The 1,555-nt window shown below is 37.2% G+C and carries 2 protein-coding genes; both read right to left on the reverse strand.

Annotated elements, in window-relative coordinates; genetic code table 11:
• Positions 1 to 216: 216 nt before the first annotated feature.
• Positions 217 to 1,113: a hypothetical protein gene (locus tag LEP1GSC192_RS13520; RefSeq protein ID WP_157186910.1), complete on the reverse strand. Its 897-nt coding sequence runs from the start codon at positions 1,111 to 1,113 to the stop codon at positions 217 to 219.
• Positions 1,114 to 1,343: 230 nt separating this feature from the next.
• On the reverse strand, positions 1,344 to 1,555 hold a 212-nt coding region (locus tag LEP1GSC192_RS20090), incomplete at its 5' end, for a CopG family transcriptional regulator (RefSeq protein WP_232421025.1).

Raw genomic sequence — 1,555 nt, forward strand, 5'->3', positions numbered from 1 at the left:
AGCTAAATCTGGATCCCCATCATATCTAATTACTATATTTTTCTTTTTTGAATTTAAGTAACATTCAAAGCCGGAATGGCAACTAACGACCGAGGTGCTCCGACGTTCACGACGGCACGAGTTTGCTCATGCAAACGAAGTGACGGAAGTGAATGTGGCGAAGCCCGAGCGAGTGGGTCACGAAGTGAGCCCCGAGCGGCGCGGAGGCACCGGAAGTTAAACGCCGTGATGATGTTTTAGTAGAGTTTTATAGCATCTACAGAACTTATTAATCTCTTTTGCATCAGAATTCACTTCATCTTTACATAGTGCTTCAATCTTAGAAGTCTCAGAAACACTAGCAAACAAAGATTTATTTAATGAATTTTTGTATTCCATCCGGCAATACTTAAGAAGATTACTTTCAGAATTATTAATAGCAATTTTTCTTAAATTTTGGCTCTCTAAATATTCTTCCGTGAAAACAATAAAACCTGTTGAGACTTCTTTTCCTTTTGAATCAAATAGTATATATTGCGTATTGTTTAATGTCTCTATAGATATATTGAGATCGGCAAAGTTGATTGATAAACTGGGTTTTTTTAAAGAAAATACCTTTCTGAAATCTTTATTGAAGATTTTTAGCTTATATCCCTTAAGATTGATATCCTCTAATTTGCTTTCTTTTTCATAAATTATTCGATTAATAATCCGCTCTTGTTCGATTGGATACATTCTTATTGGTAAGGTAGCCAAATCGATAGTAAGGATTATGGCAGTGGCAGTAATAAAGAGTATTGCATAACCTGCTGCGTTTTCTCCACCTCCTGCCTTATCAAATTGGCTAAGGCCAGATTCTTTTGCGCTTTTCCATTTTACCCCATAAAATGTCCTAAAAATCTCACGAGCCTTTTCTTCCACCAAATCTCGTTTACCTTTAAAAGCATCGATTTTTAGTTTAAGGTTATATTCTTCGATATAGTAGGTTAATAAATAAAAATCCTTAATCTCCGTTGAATCTTTTACTTCAATTATTTCCGAAGACGAGATAGATTCCCTTCTCGGATAAACTTTTGTAAAAAAGCAATTTGAACTTAAAAAGATGAGCAGACAAAAAGCTATTATGTTTTTCATAGAGAATTTAATCATCATGGCGTTTAACGACCAAGGTGTTCCGACGTTTCGCGAGTCCGAAGGACTTGGCACGAGACTTGCTCTGCAAGACGAGTGACAAAGCGAAATGTGGCGAAGCCCAAGCGAGAGTTGCGAAGCAAGCTCGAAGCGCCGCGGAAGCACCGAAAGTTAGGCGGCGGCTCTGCAAACTAATAAAGCAAAATTAAGCCACAGATGGCGTTACCAGCTAACTATTTATGAGTATAATGCTCTGTATATAAATCCAGGACTCTTTTAATCATAGTCTGATAAGGCACACCAGATCTCTTAGATTCCTCTTTAAAGAACGATATACTCTTTTTACTTAAGACTATCGTTATCCTGGAACTATCTTCTTTCAAAACCAGTTTACTCGGAGGGGGCAGAAAATCCTCAACTACCTTGGAAGATTTAATTGAAGACG

Origin of the sequence: Leptospira sp. B5-022 (genome assembly GCF_000347035.1) — a bacterium.
Lineage (GTDB): Bacteria > Spirochaetota > Leptospiria > Leptospirales > Leptospiraceae > Leptospira_B > Leptospira_B cinconiae.